The organism is uncultured Sphingomonas sp. (genome assembly GCF_964237155.1).
Classification (GTDB): domain Bacteria; phylum Pseudomonadota; class Alphaproteobacteria; order Sphingomonadales; family Sphingomonadaceae; genus Sphingomonas.
Genome location: NZ_CAXSHH010000049.1, coordinates 1 through 18,221, shown reverse-complemented (window position 1 = coordinate 18,221; position 18,221 = coordinate 1). Strand labels below are relative to the sequence as shown.

Annotated in this window: 17 protein-coding genes and 2 pseudogenes; 12 read left to right on the top strand and 7 right to left on the bottom strand. The window is 69.3% G+C overall.

All coding sequences use genetic code 11. From position 1 onward, the window contains the following. Nucleotides 1-74, top strand: a pseudogene (locus ACFE71_RS11020) (alcohol dehydrogenase); the annotation flags it as partial. A gap of 84 nt (nt 75-158) precedes the next feature. Continuing rightward, nucleotides 159-302: pseudogene (locus tag ACFE71_RS11015) on the top strand (alpha/beta hydrolase-fold protein); the annotation flags it as partial. A gap of 17 nt (nt 303-319) precedes the next feature. Here the strand turns inward: ACFE71_RS11015 and ACFE71_RS11010 are convergent. Continuing rightward, complete coding sequence (locus tag ACFE71_RS11010) at nt 320-1,294, bottom strand: Gfo/Idh/MocA family protein (RefSeq protein WP_375428837.1); 975 nt, start codon at nt 1,292-1,294, stop codon at nt 320-322. Next, nucleotides 1,291-2,259 carry a zinc-binding dehydrogenase gene (locus tag ACFE71_RS11005; protein WP_375428836.1) on the bottom strand — a complete coding sequence of 323 codons (969 nt, stop codon included), beginning with the start codon at nt 2,257-2,259 and terminating at the stop codon, nt 1,291-1,293. The genes ACFE71_RS11010 and ACFE71_RS11005 overlap by 4 nt, the downstream gene beginning before the upstream one ends. A gap of 62 nt (nt 2,260-2,321) precedes the next feature. Here ACFE71_RS11005 and ACFE71_RS11000 point away from each other — a divergent pair, with 62 nt between their 5' ends. Then, nucleotides 2,322-2,837: a DUF1003 domain-containing protein gene (locus tag ACFE71_RS11000; RefSeq protein ID WP_375428835.1), complete on the top strand. Its 516-nt coding sequence runs from the start codon at nt 2,322-2,324 to the stop codon at nt 2,835-2,837. Between the two features lie 4 nt (nt 2,838-2,841). Here the strand turns inward: ACFE71_RS11000 and ACFE71_RS10995 are convergent, their stop codons facing one another. The 3 genes from ACFE71_RS10995 to ACFE71_RS10985 all read right to left on the bottom strand — a co-directional run bounded on the left by ACFE71_RS10995 (nt 2,842) and on the right by ACFE71_RS10985 (nt 5,275). Then, nucleotides 2,842-3,759 carry a glycosyl hydrolase gene (locus ACFE71_RS10995; RefSeq protein ID WP_375428834.1) on the bottom strand — a complete coding sequence of 306 codons (918 nt, stop codon included), beginning with the start codon at nt 3,757-3,759 and terminating at the stop codon, nt 2,842-2,844. Beyond that, entirely contained in the window at nt 3,756-4,550 is a 795-nt protein-coding gene (locus tag ACFE71_RS10990; protein WP_375428833.1) for a TIGR04290 family methyltransferase, read from the bottom strand. Before ACFE71_RS10990 ends, ACFE71_RS10995 begins: the two co-directional genes overlap by 4 nt. A 92-nt stretch (nt 4,551-4,642) precedes the next feature. After that, a complete protein-coding gene (locus ACFE71_RS10985) occupies nt 4,643-5,275 on the bottom strand; it encodes a histidine phosphatase family protein (RefSeq protein ID WP_375428832.1) in 633 nt (210 codons plus the stop codon). 206 nt (nt 5,276-5,481) lie between these two features. Between ACFE71_RS10985 and ACFE71_RS10980 the strand changes: the two genes are divergently transcribed. Genes ACFE71_RS10980 through ACFE71_RS10950 form a run of 7 tightly spaced genes read left to right on the top strand, consistent with a single transcriptional unit; the run spans nt 5,482 to nt 13,146 of the window. Beyond that, nucleotides 5,482-6,597, top strand: coding sequence for an NAD-dependent epimerase/dehydratase family protein (locus ACFE71_RS10980; protein ID WP_375428831.1), 1,116 nt, complete (start codon nt 5,482-5,484; stop codon nt 6,595-6,597). Next, complete coding sequence (locus tag ACFE71_RS10975; RefSeq protein WP_375428830.1) at nt 6,594-7,661, top strand: SDR family NAD(P)-dependent oxidoreductase; 1,068 nt, start codon at nt 6,594-6,596, stop codon at nt 7,659-7,661. Before ACFE71_RS10980 ends, ACFE71_RS10975 begins: the two co-directional genes overlap by 4 nt. Further along, entirely contained in the window at nt 7,658-8,857 is a 1,200-nt protein-coding gene (locus ACFE71_RS10970) for a glycosyltransferase family 4 protein (RefSeq protein ID WP_375428829.1), read from the top strand. The genes ACFE71_RS10975 and ACFE71_RS10970 overlap by 4 nt, the downstream gene beginning before the upstream one ends. Beyond that, entirely contained in the window at nt 8,854-9,960 is a 1,107-nt protein-coding gene (locus ACFE71_RS10965; RefSeq protein ID WP_375428828.1) for a glycosyltransferase, read from the top strand. The genes ACFE71_RS10970 and ACFE71_RS10965 overlap by 4 nt, the downstream gene beginning before the upstream one ends. Further along, on the top strand, nt 9,957-11,045 hold the full coding sequence (locus ACFE71_RS10960) for a glycosyltransferase (protein WP_375428827.1): 1,089 nt from the start codon (nt 9,957-9,959) through the stop codon (nt 11,043-11,045). Before ACFE71_RS10965 ends, ACFE71_RS10960 begins: the two co-directional genes overlap by 4 nt. After that, complete coding sequence (locus tag ACFE71_RS10955) at nt 11,042-12,121, top strand: glycosyltransferase (protein ID WP_375428826.1); 1,080 nt, start codon at nt 11,042-11,044, stop codon at nt 12,119-12,121. The genes ACFE71_RS10960 and ACFE71_RS10955 overlap by 4 nt, the downstream gene beginning before the upstream one ends. A gap of 26 nt (nt 12,122-12,147) precedes the next feature. Beyond that, nucleotides 12,148-13,146 (top strand): UDP-glucuronic acid decarboxylase family protein, encoded by a 999-nt coding sequence (locus ACFE71_RS10950; RefSeq protein ID WP_375428825.1) that lies wholly within the window; start codon nt 12,148-12,150, stop codon nt 13,144-13,146. Between the two features lie 138 nt (nt 13,147-13,284). On the opposite strand, the gene ACFE71_RS10945 is transcribed toward ACFE71_RS10950, so the two are convergent. After that, nucleotides 13,285-15,060, bottom strand: coding sequence for a thiamine pyrophosphate-binding protein (locus tag ACFE71_RS10945; protein ID WP_375428824.1), 1,776 nt, complete (start codon nt 15,058-15,060; stop codon nt 13,285-13,287). Next, the gene (locus ACFE71_RS10940; RefSeq protein ID WP_375428823.1) at nt 15,057-16,493 is read right to left on the bottom strand and encodes an NAD-dependent succinate-semialdehyde dehydrogenase; all 1,437 of its coding nucleotides are present in this window, start codon (nt 16,491-16,493) and stop codon (nt 15,057-15,059) included. The genes ACFE71_RS10945 and ACFE71_RS10940 overlap by 4 nt, the downstream gene beginning before the upstream one ends. 70 nt (nt 16,494-16,563) lie before the next feature. Between ACFE71_RS10940 and ACFE71_RS10935 the strand changes: the two genes are divergently transcribed. Together ACFE71_RS10935 and ACFE71_RS10930 are read left to right on the top strand one after the other, a co-directional pair. After that, a complete protein-coding gene (locus ACFE71_RS10935) occupies nt 16,564-17,484 on the top strand; it encodes an SMP-30/gluconolactonase/LRE family protein (RefSeq protein ID WP_375428822.1) in 921 nt (306 codons plus the stop codon). Then, nucleotides 17,481-18,170: an HAD-IA family hydrolase gene (locus ACFE71_RS10930; protein ID WP_375428821.1), complete on the top strand. Its 690-nt coding sequence runs from the start codon at nt 17,481-17,483 to the stop codon at nt 18,168-18,170. Before ACFE71_RS10935 ends, ACFE71_RS10930 begins: the two co-directional genes overlap by 4 nt. The last annotated feature ends 51 nt before the right edge of the window (nt 18,171-18,221 follow it).

The following is an 18,221-nucleotide window of genomic DNA, read 5'->3' as shown; positions in this document are numbered from 1 at the left end:
CGCTGGACGAGATCAACAAGGGCTTCGACCTGATGCACGCGGGGACAAGCATCCGCAGCGTCGTCGTCTACTAACCCTCTCCCGCCTTCGCGGGAGAGGGCTCAAGGAGAGAAGATGGAAACCCTCACCACCAACCGCGTCCAGGGAGTCATCGGCCCTCGATGGGCGGCCACGGCGCGCTTACGATGGCCCTGCGCAACCCCGGCAGCTTCCGCTCGGTGTCCGCCTTCGTGCCTTCCCGGGTACCCTGGGGCGAACGGGCGCTCGGCGGCTATCTCGGCCCCGACCGCGACGCGTGGCGCGGCGAACGGCTGCGCGCCTAACCAGCGTAAATCTGATCCAGCACCCGCGCGACCTCCACGATGCCTTCGGCCGATCGGTCGAACCGCGCGCCGGCAGCCAGCCGCCGCGCCCAGTCCGCCGCCGCGCGCCCGCCCCAATCGTCGGGCGGCCCCGCCAGCGACTCGCGCGCGGTGCCGCGAAACCGCGTCGCTTCGAAATCGTAGAACGACCCGCCGACATTGCGGAACCCCGCGCCGCCCTCCGTCCCGTAGAAGGTGGCCCCGATCTCGGCATCCACGCCCGCATTGACGCGCCACGAACAGGCGAGCCGCACCGCCGCGCCGCCGATCGTCATCTGCGCGACCGCATAATCCTCGACCGTCTCACCGGAGGGTACCGCGCCGCCCGCGAACAGCCGCGCATGAACGTCGGTCGCCCCATCCGCGTCCAGGCACCACATCGCCAAGTCGACGAGATGGACACCCAAATCCATCACGCACCCGCCGCCCGACCGCGCCCGGTCGTAGAACCACGGCTTGTCCGGACCGTAGGCGTTGTGGAACGTCAGATCGACCGCGAACACCCGCCCGAGTTCTCCCGACCGCACAAGTCTGGCGATCGCCGCCATCCCCGCCGTATATCGATACGAGAAATCGACCGCCAGCAACCGGTCCGCCGCCCGCGCCGCATCGACGACGGCGCGCGCCTCGGCAGCGTCGCGCCCGAGCGGCTTTTGGCAGAACACCGCCGCGCCGGCCTCCAGCGCACGGATCGATTGCTCGGCATGCAGCGCCGACGGGGTCGCGATCACCACCCCGTCCAGCCCCATCGCCAACATCGCGTCCAGCCCGTCGACGATGGCCGCGTCCGGCGCGAGCTTCACCGCCTCGACAACCATCTCGGCCAAGGGATCGGCGATCGCGATGGCTTCGACCATCCCCGTGCCGAGCATCGCCTCCATCCGGCTCCGCCCGATCCAGCCCACCCCCAGAAACCCGATCCGCGGCTTCATGGAAACAGCACCAGCGCCTTTACGAACCCGTCCGGCTTGTCCCGCGTCGCCGCCAACGCCTCGCCCAACCGCTCCAGCGGATAGCGATGCGTATACAAAGCGGCCGGATCCAGACGCCCGGACGACACCGCGCCGATGGCCTCGCGCAGGCCGCGCATCTGCACCGCCGGATCGCGCTCATGCGCGTTGACCACGTCGATGCCCTTCCAATTCCACATCTGCATCGACACCTGCCGCGGCCCATCCTGATGATAACCCGCGATCACCAGCCGCCCGCCCTCCGCGACCAGCTCGCCGCCCAAGTCGAGCGGCCACTGCTTGCCCACCGCCTCGATCACCCGCTCGCATCCGCGCCCTTCGGTCAGCTCCATCACGCGCCCGATGATCGCGCCGTGATCATGCATCGGCACCGTTTCGGCCGCGCCGTAGCTCCGGGCCAGCGCCAACGACGACTCGCGCCTCGAGATCGCCACCACCCGCGCGCCGGCGTCGGTCGCCAGCCGGCACAGGATCGCGCCCAGGAACCCGATACCGACGATCGCCACGGTCTGTCCCGCCCGCACGTCCGACCGCCGGAAGATGTTCATCGCGCACCCGATCGGCTCGCCGGGGACGGGCTGCCCGGCCAGCTCGCGCGGCAGCTTCACCGCCATATCGGCGCGCGCGATGTCGTACTCGGCGTAGCTGCGCCCCGACAACGCCGCCACGCGGTCGCCTATTGCGAGCTCTTCGACACCCTCGCCGACCGCGTCCACCATGCCCCAGCTCTCATGCCCCATCCCGCCCGGCTCGCCCGGGAAGCTCGACCAAGGCTGCCCCTCCCATGGCTCGACATTGGACGCGCACACCCCGCAGCCCTCCAGCCGGATGCGCAGCTCACCCAGTCCAGGCTCTGGCTTGCCGACCTCGGCGATGCGGATCGTGGCGGGCGCGTCGAGCACGGCGGCGCGCATGGTGGTGTTCAACTCAGTGACCTTTCGGCGGCGTATCGCGTTCAAGCGGGGACAAGCACGATAGGGAGCAACGGATGACGGACGAACGCACGCCGCCGGGAATGACCGAAACGCTGGCCGAGAACATAGACCTGCTGACGCGCCGCCGCCGCCAGGAGAAACGCGACGCGTCGCTCAGCGACCGGATCGCCGACCGCGTCACCGGCTTCACGGGGTCCATGCTGTTCGTCGTCATCCACCTCGTCCTGTTCGGCGGCTGGATCGTGATCAACCTTGGCTGGACGCCGATCCCGGCCTTCGACGAAAGCTTCGTGGTGCTCGCCATGGTCGCGTCGGTGGAGGCGATCTTCCTGTCGACCTTCGTGCTCATCAGCCAGAACCGCATGGCCGAGGCCGCCGACCGCCGCGCCGACCTGGACCTCCACATCAACCTGCTCGCCGAGCACGAGCTGTCCAAGCTCGCCGGGCTCGTCGCGCGCATCGCCGAGCGACTCGACGTGCCTGCCCACTCGCCCGATCTCGACGAGATCCAGCGGGATGTCAGCCCGGAACGCGTCCTCGACGCGTTGCGCGTCGAGGAAAAGGTCTGACACGTCACTCCGCCGCGGCGACCTGCGCGGGAACACGCGGCGCGTAGCGGTCGATCGCCCAACCGCAAAAATCCGCGAACTGCTGGGGATCGCGCGCGGGGCTGGTATGGTGCGGCTCGAGCCCCAGATGCTCCGGGGTGAAGCAGAAGGTCAGCGTCACGTCGAACTCCGCCAGCGCATCCATCTGCCGGTCGAACCAGTCGGTCGCGTTCGGGCGGAAGCTGTCCGCCCAGCTGAGCCCGGTCCGCAGCTTGCGCGTCCCCAGCCGCTTCATCCATGTCACCGCGTCGTCCAGCCGCGGATCCTCGTGGTGGAACCACTGCATCAGTCCCATCTCGCCCGCCACCTTGGCGTACTCGTCAAGCGACGGCTTGGGTGTACCGTCGGCTCGGATCAGCCCCATGTGGAAATGCCGATAATAGCTCGATCCCTCCGCCTCGCGGTGCCGCGTCGTCGCGCCCCACTCCATCGGCAGGTCGAACAGCGAATACCAGAACACCTGGGGCACCCGGCCCAGCAGCAGCTCGGCGGTCTTGCGCACGCCGAACACCTGGACCTCCTCCGCGCCGAACGATCCGACGCCGACCTCGGTCACCCAGATCGGCTTGTCCGTCACCGCCTCGATCTCCGCGATCTTGGCGGGCCATTCGTGGATCGACCACAGGTTCCAGTCGAGCGGGAAGCCATGCACCGCGATCACGTCCACCGCGCCGAGGCACCCGTGCCCATCCAGCCGCTGGATCCATGACGGGTCGATTGGCGACATGCCCCCCAGCACGCGCGCGACCGCCGGGTTGGCGGTCCGGATCGCCGCTCCGGCCCGCCGCACCGTGTCGGCGAAGATCGACCAGTCGGGATCGATCGCCGGATCCCAATGCGACTTGTTGTTGGGCTCGTTCCAGATCATCGCCGCTTCGATCAACGCTTGGCTCCCGCCGGGTACACGGCCCCCGGTCCCCACTCGCCGTAGGGCACGGGCGCGACGCGGCATAGATAGACATCGTTCTGCGGATGCGCCTCGACCGTGAAGCCCGCCGCGCGCAGCATCGCCTCCGAACAGGCCCGGTTGGGCGCCCACCAATTCGTCCAGTCGCCCGAGAAACGCCGCTCGATGAAATGCATCTTCGGATAAGCGGGCTCGTCGAAATAGCGCGGGGGCGTGACGCTCCCGGGCTCGAAGAACGGGTGGTCCTCGGGCACGTCCATCTCCGCCTTCGAACCTTGCTGCATCGTCTGGAACAGCATCAGGCCGCCGGCTCCCTCGTCGCTGACGGCATGCTCGCGGATCAGGTCGAGCGCGAGGAGCGGATGCCGGAGATGGTACAGCACCCCCATGAACACCACGAGCTCGAACTTCTCGCCCAGCGCGCCGACGTCGTAAACGTCAAGCTTCGCGAACTCGACGCCCTCAAAACCCAACTCGCGCGTCACCAGCCGGGCCTGCGCCAGGTAACGCTCGTCGGCGTCGATGCCGAGCACGCGCGAGGCTCCCCGCCGCGCCATCTCGACCGAGTAGAAGCCCGCGTTGCACCCGATATCGAGCACGGACCTGCCCGTCAGGTCGTCGGGCAGCGCGCCCGCGAACCGGTCATACTTGAAGCGGGGATAATCGCCCAGGAAATGGTCGGGCGCGGTCGAGATGCCGCCCGGCAGCTCGATATTATGGAACCAGGGGGACAACTCCTCCACCCTGTCGCGCAGCGTCGTCGCCATTCAGCAGCTACCTCTCCACTTCCCGTCACCCCGGACTTGACCCGGGGTCCCGCTACCTTGCCGACGCTTGAGAGAAGAAGCGGGACCCCGGGTCAAGCCCGGGGTGACGGAAAAGAGGCGAGGGGTCGCTCGCCCGATCGCTCGTTGAGGCTGACCAGCCGGCCGCCCCAATCGTTCCATTCCAATGTCGTCGCCGATGCGGCGTCAACGTCGAATCGCCAGAACGCCCCAAGTTGCATCTCGAGCACATGGCACACCGCGGCGCGGATCATGTCCGCGTGGCTGACCAGAATGACGGTGCCGCCCGTCCACTCTCGCGCGGTCGACTCGAGATGCGCCACGATCCTCGCTTGAGCCTCGACCATGCTTTCGCCGTTCGGCGGCCTGCTCGACGCGCGCTCGTTATTCCACTTCCTCCAATCCGGATCCTCGCCGAGATCGACGAACGAGCGCCCGGTCCACGCGCCGAAGTCGATCTCGTTCAGCGCCTCGACCGTCGCCAGCCCCGTATCGGTTCGATGGAAGATGGTGAGAGCGGTTTCAAAGGCGCGATCGGCCGGGCTTGTGTGAACCATCAAGGGCCGTCGCTCCGCAAGGCGAGCAGCAAGCCTGTCAGCCTGCGCGCGCCCAGCCTCGCTTAGCGGCACGCCCGGCATCCGCCCGGACAGCGTTTCGTTCAGATGGATGTGCGCGGCGTGCCGCACCAGGATCAGCGTCGCCGCCAACTACTCGTTCCCACCCCTTCGTGCCGCACAGCCTACGCGTGGCTACAACGACGCTCGACGGGGGTTGGAGTTCCGCCAGCTTCTACTTACAAGGAACAAAGAAGATGCTGCCCCGTTACGGGGCCGACATGTCGAACAGGGGGATGCATGACGCGATCGGTGGTGGACTGCAGAGGCGGCTGCATACAAGCCGTTGAAGGCGCAGCGTGAGCGAGACGATCCTCGTCACCGGCGGCGCGGGGTTCATCGGCCGCTTCGTCACGTCCGAGCTGCTGGCACGCGGCCACAAGGTGCGCGTCCTCGACAGCCTGATCGAACAGGTCCACGGCCATGTGGACGGATCGAAGATCCTCGATCCGGAGGCGGAACTGATCCGCGCCGACGTACGCGACGGCGATGCGGTCGCGAAGGCGCTGGTGGGCGTCGACTCGGTGATCCATCTCGCCGCCGAGGTCGGGGTCGGCCAGTCGATGTACGAGGTCGAACGCTACACCTCGACCAACGACGTCGGCACCGCCGTCCTGTTCGAGAAATTGATGGATCGCCCGGTCCGCCGCGTCGTCACCGCCTCCTCCATGTCGATCTACGGCGAGGGACTCTACCGCGACGCCGACGGTGGGCTCGTCCAGGACGCCGAGCGCCATGGCCTGAGGGATGGCCTGACCAGTTGGGAGCCCGTCGACGTGCGCGGCCGCCCGCTCGAGCCGGTCGCCACGCCCGAATGGAAGCGCCCCAGCCTTTCCTCGATCTACGCGCTCAACAAATACGTCCAGGAGCGCACGACACATATCATGGCCGCGCCCTACGGGATGGAGGGCGTGTGCCTGCGCCTGTTCAACGTCTACGGCCCCGGCCAGGCGCTCTCCAACCCCTATACCGGCGTCCTCGCCATCTTCGCCTCGCGCCTCCTGAACGGCCAGCAGCCGATGATCTTCGAGGACGGCGAGCAGCGCCGCGATTTCGTCCACGTCACCGACGTGGCTCGCGCCTTCGCCGACTCGCTGTTCCTGCCGCAGGCGGCGGGCGGCACCTTCAACATCGGCTCCGGCCACCACCGTTCCGTGACCGAGGTCGCGACCGAACTCGCCCGCGCGATGGGCAAGAACGACATCGCGCCCCAGATCGTCGGCAAGGCGCGCGTCGGCGACATCCGCCACTGCTTCTGCGACACCACGCTCGCCGCCGAGACCATCGACTTCCGCGCCGCCCAGGATTTCGGTCGGGGCCTGAGCGAGCTCGCCGAATGGGTCGCCGTCCAGACCGCCCCCGACCGCGTCGAGCAAATGCGCGCGGAGCTCGATGCGCGAGGCCTGGTCGCGTGAGGGCTGGGGCGGACATCCGGCCGATCCTGATCACCGGCGGGGCGGGGTTCATCGGTTCGAACCTAGCCGACCGGCTCCTGTCCGACGGGCACCGCGTCCGTCTCTACGACGCGCTCGCCCGCGACGGCGTCGAGCGCAACGTGGACTGGCTGACCGGCCGCCACGGTGCTCGGGTCGAGCTGGTCGTCGCCGACATCCGCGACCGCGATCGGCTCACCGCCGCCGCCGCCGACGCCCAAGCCGTGTTCCACCTCGCCGCGCAGGTCGCGGTCACCACGTCGATGCTCGACCCTCGCGACGATTTCGAGATCAACATCGGCGGCACGTTCAATATGCTCGAAACCCTGCGCGCGCGGGGCGACGCCATCCCGCTCATCTTCGCCTCCACCAACAAGGTCTATGGCGACCTCACCGACCTCGACTTCGCGCTCGAGGACGAGGCCTACGTCCCCACCGATCCGCAAGTCCGCGCCCACGGCATTGGCGAAGCGCGCCCGCTCGACTTCCACACCCCGTACGGCGTGTCCAAGGGGGCGGCCGACCAGTACGTCCTCGACTACGCCCGCAGTTTCGGCATCCCGACCGCCGTGCTCCGTATGAGCTGCATCTACGGCCGCGGCCAGATGGGGACGGAGGACCAGGGCTGGGTGGCCCACTTCCTGATCCGCGCGCTCGAAGGCCAACCGATCACCCTCTACGGCGACGGCCACCAGGTCCGCGACATCCTGGACGTGTCCAACGCCGTCGACGCCTATGTCCAGGCCTGGCGTCGCATCGGCGAGGTCGGCGGCCGCGCCTACAATCTCGGCGGCGGCCCCGCGAACGCGGTGTCGCTCCGCCGCCTCCTCGCCCATATCGGCGAGCTAACCGGTCGCGAGGTCGACCTGACCTTCGCCGACTGGCGGGCGGGCGACCAACGCTATTTCGTCGCGGACACCCGCGCCGCCGAACGCGACCTGGGTCTCGCCCCCAAGGTCGCCTGGCGTGAGGGCGTCGCCGAGCTCGCCCGCTGGCTGGCCGCCGAACGCCGCCTCGACAGGGCCATCGGGATCGCGGCGGAGTGACCGTCCGCCTCCTCATGACCGCCGACGCGGTCGGCGGCGTCTGGCGATACGCCACCGACCTCGCCCGCGCCCTCCGCCCGCACGGCGTCGAGACCACGCTTGCGGTGCTGGGGCCGGCCCCGACCGACGATCAGCTCCAACTTCTTCGTTACCCCGGACTTGATCCGGGGTCCCGCTTCTTGAGCGCCGACGAAGCGGGACTCCGGGTCGAGCCCGGGGTGACGGGGGGAGAGGCGGGCGACATCCGCATGATCCACACCAGTCTCCCCCTGGATTGGTTGTGCGACGGCTCCACCCCCGTCGTCCAAGCCGGCCAAGCCATCGCCGACCTGGCCCGCGACCTCCGCGCCGACTTCGTCCACCTGAACTCCCCCACGCTCGCCGCCGCCGCGCGCTTTCCCGCACCCGTCGTCGCGGTCGCGCACGGCTGCACCGCGACCTGGTGGAGCGCCGCCCACGGCACCGCGCCCGACCCCGCCTATCGTTGGCACGGCGACCTCATGCGCGCGGGCCTCCTCGCCGCCGACGCCACGGTCGCCCCCAGCGCCGCCTTCGCCGCCGACCTGCAACGCACCTACGCCCTACCGACAGCCCCGCTCGCCATCCACAACGGCCGCCCTTCTCCCTCTCCCCATCGGGGCGAGGGCCGGGGAGAGGGGCCGTCCAGAGAACCGGCCCCTCACGCCCTGACCGCCGGCCGCCTATGGGACCGCGTCAAGAACACCGCCGTCCTCGACCGCGCCGCCGCCCGCCTGTCCGCGCCCATTCGCGCCGCCGGCCCGGTCACCTCCCCGCACGGCGAGACCGTTCGCCCCGACTATCTCCACCTCCTCGGTACCCTCTCCAACGAAGCGCTCGCCGCCGAACTCGCCCAGCGCCCCATCTTCGTCTCTGTCACCAGCTTTGAGCCTTTCGGCTTGGCCGTCCTCGAAGCCGCCGCCGCGGGCTGCGCGCTCGTCCTGTCCGACATCCCGACCTTCCGCGAACTATGGGACGGCGCGGCCATCTTCGTCGCGTCCCATGACGACGCCGCCATCGCCGCCGCGATCGAGGAGCTCCTCGCCGACCCCGCCCGCCGCGAGACGCTCGCCCAGGCCGCTCGCACCCGCGCCGCCCGCTACACGCCGGGGGCGACCGCCACCGCCATGGCCGCGCTCTATGCCCGCTTGGCTCCCGCGTGCAGGGCCGCCGCGTGAGGATCGCCTATTTCACCCACTCGCTCGCCAGCTGCTGGAACCATGGCAACGCCCACTTCCTGCGCGGCGTACTTCGCGAGCTGATCGCGCTCGGCCACGATGTCCGCGCCTACGAACCGCAGGGGAACTGGAGCCTCGCCAACCTCCTGGCCGACGCGGGTGATGCCGGGCTCGACGCCTACCGCGCCGCTTATCCGGAACTGAGCTCAACCAGCTTCTCCGCCGACACCCGGCCCGACCAACTCATCGACGACGCCGACATCGTGATCGTCCATGAATGGAACGAGCCCGCGCTCGTCGCCGAGATCGGCCGCCTCCGCGCGAGGGGAGGGCGGTTCACCCTCCTGTTCCACGACACCCACCACCGCGCCGTCAGCGACCCCGAAGCCATCCGCGCCTTTGACCTGTCCGGCTATGACGGAGTCCTCGCGTTCGGAGAGGCACTGTCCGAGGTCTATCGCCGCTGGGGCTGGGGCGGCCGTGTCTGGACCTGGCACGAAGCCGCCGACACCCGCCTCTTCCACCCGCCCGCCATCGAGCAGGACCGCGAGGGCCTGGTCTGGATCGGCAACTGGGGCGACGGCGAACGCACCGCCGAGCTCGAACGCTTTCTCCTAGCCCCCGCCGCCGAGGTCGGGCTGGGCCTCGACATATACGGCGTCCGCTATCCCGACGAGGCCCGCGCGATGCTGGCTAGCCACGACGCGCGCTATCACGGCTGGGCCCCCAACGCCCGCGCGCCCGAGATCTTCGCCCGCCATGTCGCCACCATCCACGTCCCCCGACGTTATTACGCCACCATCCTCCCCGGCATCCCCACCATCCGCGTGTTCGAGGCGCTCGCCTGTGGAATCCCCCTGATATCAGCACCTTGGGCCGACAGCGAAGGGCTATTCCGGCCGGATCGGGACTATCTAACCGCCCAGGACGGCCCCGCCGTGACCCGCCACATAGGTCAGCTTCTTCTGGATCCGGACCTCCGCGCAAGCCTAGCCGCCAGCGGCCTGGAGACCATCCGCGCCCGCCACACCTGCGCCCACCGCGCCGCCGAGCTGCTCGCCGTCGTCGCCCAGCTCGACCAGACCCGAAGGACCGCCGCTTGAAGATCGCCTTCTACGGCTCCAGCCTCTTGTCCTCCTATTGGAACGGCGCGGCCACCTACTACCGGGGCATCCTCCGCGCGCTCGCGGGTCACGGCTATGATATCACCTTCTATGAGCCCGACGCCTTCGACCGCCAACGCCACCGCGACATCGACCCGCCTCCCTACGCCAAGGTCGTCGTCTATCCCGCTACCCCCGACGGTCTCGCCTCCGTCCTCGCCGAAGCGCGCGGGGCCGACATCGTCGTCAAGGCGAGCGGGGTAGGCGTGTTCGACCGCGAGCTGATCGCCGGCATCCTCACCCACGCCGCCCCGCACGCGCTCAGGATCTTCTGGGACGTCGACGCCGCCGCCACGCTCGACGAGATGCGGGCCGATCCCGACCACCCCGTCACCGCCGCGCTCCCCGCGCTCGACATGGTGCTCACCTATGGCGGCGGTCCGCCCGTGGTGGACGCCTACACCGGCTTCGGCGCGGCGCGGTGCGTCCCCGTCTACAACGCGCTAGATCCCGAGACGCACTTTCCCGTGGCCCCCGACGACCGCTTCGCCTGCGACCTGGCCTTTCTCGGCAACCGCCTCCCCGACCGCGAGGCCCGCGTCGAGGAGTTCTTCCTGCGCGCCGCCGCCGCGTGTCCCGACCGCCGCTTCCTGATCGGCGGCAATGGGTGGGAGACCAAGGATATGCCCGCCAACGTCCGCCACCGCGGCCACGTCTACACGGCCGAGCATAACGCCTTCAACTGCACCCCCGCCGCCGTCCTCAACGTCGCGCGCGACTCGATGGCGCATATCGGCTTCAGCCCCGCCACCCGCGTGTTCGAGGCCGCGGGGGCCGCCGCTTGCCTCATCACCGACGCTTGGGAGGGCATCGAGCGGTTCCTCGTGCCCGATCAAGAAGTGCTCGTCGCCCGCGACGGGCAGGACGTCGCCGACCACCTCGCCGCGCTCACCCCCGACCGCGCCCGCGCGATCGGCCGCGCGGCGCTGAGCCGGGTTCTCGCCGAACACACCTATGCCCTTCGCGGCGAACAGGTCCACGCCCTGTTCCAGGACCATTTCGCCCGGGCGCGCGAGGCGGCATGAAGCTCGTCGTCCTCGGCCTGTCCTTGTCCTCCTCCTGGGGCAACGGCCACGCGACCACCTACCGCGCGCTCCTGAAGGCGTTCGCCGCGCGCGGCCACGACGTGCTCTTCTTCGAGCGCGACGTGCCCTGGTACGCCAGGCAGCGCGACCTGGCCGACCCCGACTGGTGCCGCCTCGCCTTCTACGCCGACTTGGCCGATCTCGACCGCTGGGCCTCCGAACTCGCGAACGCGGATGCGGTGATCGTCGGCTCCTATGTGCCCGAGGGGGTCGCGGTCGGCCGCTGGGCGCAGCGTCACGCACGCGGCGCGGTCGCATTCTACGACATCGACACCCCCGTCACCCTCGCCAACCTCGCGCGCGGCCATTTCGAGTATCTCTCGCCCGACCTCATCCCCGGCTACGACCTGTATCTGTCCTTCACCGGCGGCCCCACGCTCGCCCGCCTTGAACGTGAGTTCGGCTCCCCGGCCGCCCGCGCGCTTTATTGCTCGGTCGACGCGGACGCATACCGCCCGGCGGACGTACCCAAGCGCTGGGACCTGTCCTATCTCGGCACCTACAGCCCCGACCGTCAGCCGACGCTGGACCGACTCCTGCTGACGCCGGCGCGCGCGCAACCGCATCGCCGCTTCGTGGTCGCCGGCCCGCAATATCCCGACGACATCGATTGGCCCGGGAACGTGGAGCGGATCGACCACCTCGCGCCCGCCGATCACGCCGCCTTCTACACGGCCTCGCGCTGGGCCTTGAACGTGACCCGGGCCGACATGATCGCGGCCGGTTGGTCGCCCTCGGTCCGTCTGTTCGAGGCCGCAGCTTGCGCCACCCCGATCATCTCGGACGTGTGGGACGGTCTCGACACCTTGTTCCAGCCGGGCCACGAGATCATCCTAGCGCGCGACGGCGGTGACGTGATCGCCGCGCTAGACGGCGCCGACGCGTCCGCGATCGGCGAGGCCGCAAGGGTTCGCGCGCTCGCCGCGCACGCCGCGACCCACCGCGCGGCCGAGCTGGAGCGGTACCTCGGCGAGGCCGCGAGCTACCGGGACCGCGCCGACGCGGAAGCGGCATGACTATGACGACCAAGGGAGGGAACGGGATGGCGCGATCGGACGGGGATTTGATCCTGGTGGCGGGCGGCGCGGGCTTCATCGGGTCGCACCTCGTGCTCCGCCTGTTGTCTGAAGGACGGCAGGTCCTCTGCCTCGACAACCTCCAGACCGCGCGCCCGTCCAACCTGCGCCTGCTGGAGGGGCATCCAGGCTTCCGCTTCGTCGAGGCCGACATCGTCGCTCCGCTGCCTCGTGCGGTGATCGACGAGGGGCATCGGATCACCCGCGTCTACAACCTCGCCTGCGCCGCGTCGCCGCCGCAATACCAGGCCGATCCCGAGCACACGATGCTGACCAACGTGGTCGGCACGCACCACCTGCTCCGCCTCGCGGAAAAGGCGCGCGCGCGCTTTCTCCTCACCTCGACCAGCGAGGTCTACGGCGACCCGGAGGTCCATCCGCAGGTCGAGGAATATCGCGGCTGGACGAACTGCACCGGGCCCCGCGCCTGCTACGACGAGGGCAAGCGCGCGGCCGAGGCGCTGACGTTCGACTATGCCCGCATGGACCGGGCGGAGGTGCGCGTAGCGCGCATCTTCAATACTTACGGTCCTAACATGCACCCCGACGACGGCCGCGTCGTGTCCAACCTGATCTGCCAGGCGCTTTCCGATCGGCCGATCACGATCTATGGCGACGGCAGCCAGACCCGCTCGTTCTGCTACGTGGCCGACATGGTCGACGGGCTGATCCGCCTGATGGAGAGCGACATCGACCCGCTCCAGCCGATCAACCTGGGCAACCCCCTCGAACTCACCGTCAGCGATCTCGCGGCTCGCGTCGTCGCGATGACTGGCACCCGCAATCCGGTGGTGTACGAGCCCCTGCCGCAGGATGATCCTCGCCGCCGTCGCCCTGACATCACACGCGCGCGCAACCTGCTCGGCTGGGAACCGCGGGTTTCGCTTGAGGACGGCCTCGCCAAGACCTGCGGCTGGTTCGCGGAAGAGCTCGGCGTCGGACGTGAAATGCTCGCCGCCGAATGAGGATCACGCCCGCCGCTCACGCGTTCCGTCCCCGACCCATGAAGGAGTAGGCAAGGTGAAAGAGCACAGCGGCAACGGCAAGGCGAACAACAACAACCTCGACCCCACGCTCGACGAGCACAAGGCGGCGGGCGGGCATCACGAGCCCGCGCGCGTGCCGGGCGATGCCGACGCGATCGGGACGGCTAAAACGCCTCCGGGCAAGGTAGGTGAGCGCGGACGCGGCGAGACCGACTTGACCACCCCCGCCGCGCCGATCGACATCTGATCCCGCTCGACGCTAGCGCGCTTGATCGCGCTCAGCGTCGTACCGGCGGTGATCGCCTCCACGTCGGTCTTGATGTGGATTAGCCGCACGCCCGGCTCCGCCATCGCCCGGTCGAGCGCGGGGGCAAACTGGTCCGTCCGCTCCACCATCTCCGCCCAGCAGCCATAAGCGCGGGCCAGGGCGGTGAAGTCCGGATTGCGAAGCACTGTTCCCGCCACGCGGCCGGGGAACTCGCGCTCCTGGTGCATGCGGATCGTGCCGTACGCGCCGTTGTCGATAACCAGCACCAGGATCGGCGCGCCATGCTGGACGGCGGTCGCCAGCTCCTGCCCGTTCATCAGGAAATCGCCATCGCCGGCCAGCGCGACCACGCATCGGTCCGGATGCCGCAGCGACGCCGCGACGGCCGCCGGGAGGCCGTACCCCATGGCCCCCGCCGTCGGGGCGAGCTGGCAGCCGGGGCCCCCATATCGCCAATAGCGATGCCACCAGCCGGAGAAATTGCCCGCGCCGTTGCAGATGATCGTGTCGGCCGGGAGCCGCTCGCGCATGGCTGCTACGCACGGGCCGAGGTCCATCTTGATATGGCGCGGACTAGGCGTCGACCATGCTACCCACTCGGCATGAGCTTCCACGCCCGCCGCATAGGGAGGCACGTCGATCGCGAGCACGGCATCGGCGAACTCGGCCATCCCGGCGCAAATCGCGAGGTCGGCATGGTAGACGCTGCCTAGCTCGTCCGACTCGGGATGCACATGGATCAGCATTTGCCCCGGATGATCCGGCGTGATCACTTGGTAGCCGTCGGTCGTCGCTTCGCCGAGCCGCGGTCCGACCACGAGCAGCAGGTCCGCCGCGCGTACCCGCTCAACGAGCTTGGGGTTCGGGCCGTATCCAAGAGCGCCCGCCCAAACCGGACAGCCGTTCGCGATCGCGTCCTGACGTCGAAACGCCGCCGCGATCGGAACCCCAGACCGTTCGGCCCAATGCGCGAAGTCACGCGCCGCGTTGGCGTCCCACCCCGCGCCGCCAACGATCGCCACCGGCCGCGCCGCCGCGCCGAGCATCCCGGCCAGCTTGCCCATCGTGATTGGCTCGCAAGCTTGCACGACCCGGTCCACGCGCGATCGATCCACGGCCTCGACCCTATCGAGCAACATGTCCTCCGGCAGCGCGAGCACCACCGGCCCCGGCCGCCCGTTCATCGCCGTCGCATACGCTCGCGCCACATACTCTGGTATCCGCCGCGCATCGTCGATCCGCGCCGCCCATTTCGCGATCGGCGCGAACATCGCGGGCAAATCGATTTCTTGGAACGCCTCCCGGTCGCGCGTGCCGCTGTGCACATCGCCGATGAACAGGATCATCGGCTGGCTGTCCTGCCGGGCGACATGCACCCCGATCGACGCGTTGGTCGCCCCCGGCCCGCGCGTCACGAAGGCGACGCCCGGCCGCCCCGTCAGCGTCCCGTCGGCGCACGCCATGAACGCGACCCCGCCCTCCTGCCGGCACACGACCAGATCGATCGCGGGCGTGTCGTGGAGGGCGTCGAGCACGGCCAGGAAGCTCTCGCCCGGCACGGTGAAGATCCGCTCGCAGCCTTGCGCCACGAGCTGGTCCACGAGGATACGGCCGCCGGTCCTCATGCCTGGTGGATCGCCTTCGTGACGAGATAGCCGTCGAGGCCTTCGGACCCGCCCTCGCTGCCGAAGCCGGACTGCTTCACGCCCCCGAAAGGTGCGTCCGCGACCGAGATCGCGAAACTGTTGATCCCGACCATGCCCGCCTCGATCGCGTCGCCCAGCATGTTCGCGCGCCGCCCGTTTTCCGTGAAGGCGAACGCCGCCAATCCGTAAGGCAAGCGGTTAGCCTGCTCGACCGCCTCGTCCATGCTCGCGAACGACCGTGTCACCGCGACCGGCCCGAACGGCTCGCTCGACATGATGTCCGCTTCGACCGGCACGTCGGCAAGCAGCGTGGGCTGAAAGAAATATCCGTCCGACATCCGCTCGCCACCAGCCAACGTGCGCGCCCCCCTGGCGGTCGCGTCGCTGACCAGCGCCTCGATCGCGTCGGGCCTGCGCCGGTTCGCCAGCGGCCCCATCCGCGTCGCCGGGTCGAACCCGTCGCCGACCGGCAGCTTCACCGCCCGCTCGGCGAACCCGCGCAGGAACGGTTCGTACACCGCCTCCTCCACATAAAAGCGCGTGGGCGATACGCAGACTTGGCCCGCATTCCGGAACTTCTGCGGCACCACCATATCCAGCGTCTTCTCCAGGTCGCAGTCGGCGAAGATGAGCACCGGCGCGTGCCCGCCCAGCTCCATCGTCGTCCGCTTCACGCCATCCGCCGCCAGCTTAAGCAGGTGTTTGCCGACCGGAACCGATCCGGTGAAGCTGACCTTGCGGATCACCGGCGAGGCGATGAGATGGCGCGATACCTGGTCGGGCACGCCGAACACCATCTGCGCAACGCCCGCCGGCAATTCTGCATCGACCAGGCAGGCGAAGAACGCCCCGGTGCAGCCCGGCGTCTCCTCCGGCGGCTTGGCGATCACCGAGCATCCGGCCGCCAGCGCGGGCGCGAGTTTCTTGGCGAGCAGATAGACGGGGAAGTTCCAGGGGGAGAGCGCCGCCACCGGCCCAACCGGCTGTTTCAGCACGATCGACCGCTGCCCCGTCGGCCGCACCAGCACGCGGCCATAGGCGCGCTTCGCCTCCTCGGCGTACCAGTCGAACAGCTGCGCCGACCCCGCCACCTCGGCGCGCGCCTCAACGATCGGCTTGCCCTGCTCGCGCGTCAGCAGCGTCGCGATCGCCTCCGTTCGCTCGCGCATCAGCTGCGCCGCACGCCTGAGGACCGCACCTCGAGCGTCGACATCGGTTGCACGCCAAAGCTTGAACCCGCGGTCCGCCGCCGCCAGCGCCGCATCGAGGTCGGCCGCACTCGCGAACGGCACGGCCGCGATCTCGTCGCCGGTCGCGGGATCGAATACCGGCCCCGTGTCGCGCCCTTCGCCCGCCGCCCAAGCGCCATCGATATGGATGCGAAGGTCGGCGTCATATCCGGTGGCGGGCATGGATTCGTCCTTGGCTTCGGCGCTCGTCCCGGCGCACATAGCCGCCCAGGCAAGCGGGAGCGAGGGGCGTATGATCGAGTTCACCACGGTGGCCAGTGGGCTACGCTTCCCCGAAGGTCCGGTCGCCATGGCCGACGCGAGCGTGATCCTGGTCGAGATCGCCGCCGGCCGCATCATCCGCGTCCGCCCGAATGGTGCGACCGAAACCGTGGCGGAACCCGGCAGCGGCCCCAACGGACTGGCGATCGGTCCCGACGGCAAGCTTTATTGCTGCAACAACGGCGGCTTCGATTATCTCAACCATCCGAGCGGCCTCCTGATCCCGCATGGTCAGCCCGTCGATTATTCGGGCGGGCGCATCGAACGCATCGACGTTGCGACCGGCGCGGTCGAGACGCTCTACGGCGACGGCGATTTCAGCTGCGTGCTACGCGGCCCCAATGACCTCGTCTTTGACGGGCAGGGCGGCTTCTGGTTCACCGACCATGGCAAGACCCGTGAACGCGAGCGCGACATCACCGGTATCTTCTACGCCCGCGCCGACGGGAGCTCCTTGCGCGAAGTGATCTTCCCGTCCGAGAACCCGAACGGCGTCGGCTTGTCGCCGGACGGCCGTCGCCTCTACGCCGCCGAGACCTACACCTGTCGTCTCATGGCATTCGACGTGACCGCGCCCGGCGAGATCGACCGGACCGCGGGCCTGGGCGGCCCCGGCATCCCGCTCTACCGCCCGGGCGGGTACAAGTTCTTCGACTCGCTCGGCGTCGAGGAGTGCGGCAATATCTGCGTCGCCACCATCGGCGAATGCGGGATCAGCGTGGTGTCGCCGGAGGGCGAGCTAGTCGAGTTCGTGCCGACGGACGACCCGTTCACCACCAACATCTGCTGGGGCGGCGAGGACATGCGCGACGCCTACATCACCCTGTCGGGCACCGGCCGGCTGGTGAAATGCCGCTGGCCGCGCCCCGGCCTTCGGCTCGCTCACGCATGACGATCCGGGCCGTCATCTTCGACTTCGGCGGGGTGGTGACCTCGTCTCCCTTCGAAGCGTTCGAGCGCATGGAAGAGACCCGTGGGCTGCCCCACGGCCTCGTCCGCCATATCAACGCCGCCGACCCGGACGGCAACGCCTGGGCCCGCTTCGAACGCGCGGAGATCGACGCCGCGGCTTTCGACCGGCTGTTCGCGGAGGAGGCGAGGGCGCTCGGCCACGATCTCCCCGGGGCCGACGTGCTCGCGCTCCTCGCCGGCGACGTACGCCCGCGCATGGTCGCCGCGATCGACCGGTTGAAGAGGGACAGGTACAAGCTGGGATGCATCACCAACAACGTGCCGAGCGGGGTGGGTGCGGGCATGGCGCTCACCCCCGATCGCGCCGCCGAGATCGCGGCGATCCTCGCCCGCTTCGATGAGGTGGTAGAGAGCTCGAAGGTAGGTATCCGCAAGCCCGACCCGCGCATCTACGCGATGATGACCGATGCGCTCGGGATGGAACCGACCGAGTGCGTCTACCTCGACGACCTCGGCATCAACTGTAAACCCGCCGCCGCGATGGGCATGACCGCGATCAAGGTCGCGACGCAGGATCAGGCGCTAACGGACTTGGAACGGGCGCTCGGCCTTGACCCGCCATTCGCCCCGTCGCTAACGCCGTCGTTTCAGGAGGCCCGTCCATGACCAAGCTTTACCCCGACGCCGCATCCGCGCTTGACGGCCTTCTCCGGGACG